The following is a 217-nucleotide window of genomic DNA, read 5'->3' on the forward strand; positions in this document are numbered from 1 at the left end:
CGCCGACGGCGTCTGGCTCAGCACCGTCACCCGCTGCTCCACCAGCAGGTCCAGGAACTCCTCCGGCGACCGCGTCACCTCACGCGGCACCACGACCAGAGTGCCGCCGTGCGCCAGGGCACCCCACATCTCGAACACCGACACGTCGAAGGCGTACGAGTGGAACATCGACCACACATCCGAGCCGTCGAACGCGTAGTGCTCCTGAGCCGTCTCC

1 protein-coding gene is annotated in these 217 nt (G+C 67.7%); it reads right to left on the reverse strand.

Annotation, left to right across the window (positions count from 1 at the left end; genetic code table 11):
- On the reverse strand, positions 1 to 217 hold a 217-nt coding region (locus IG05_RS46460), incomplete at both ends, for an AMP-binding protein (protein ID WP_158839179.1).

The organism is Streptomyces sp. NRRL S-1022, assembly GCF_000720135.1.
Lineage (GTDB): Bacteria > Actinomycetota > Actinomycetes > Streptomycetales > Streptomycetaceae > Streptomyces.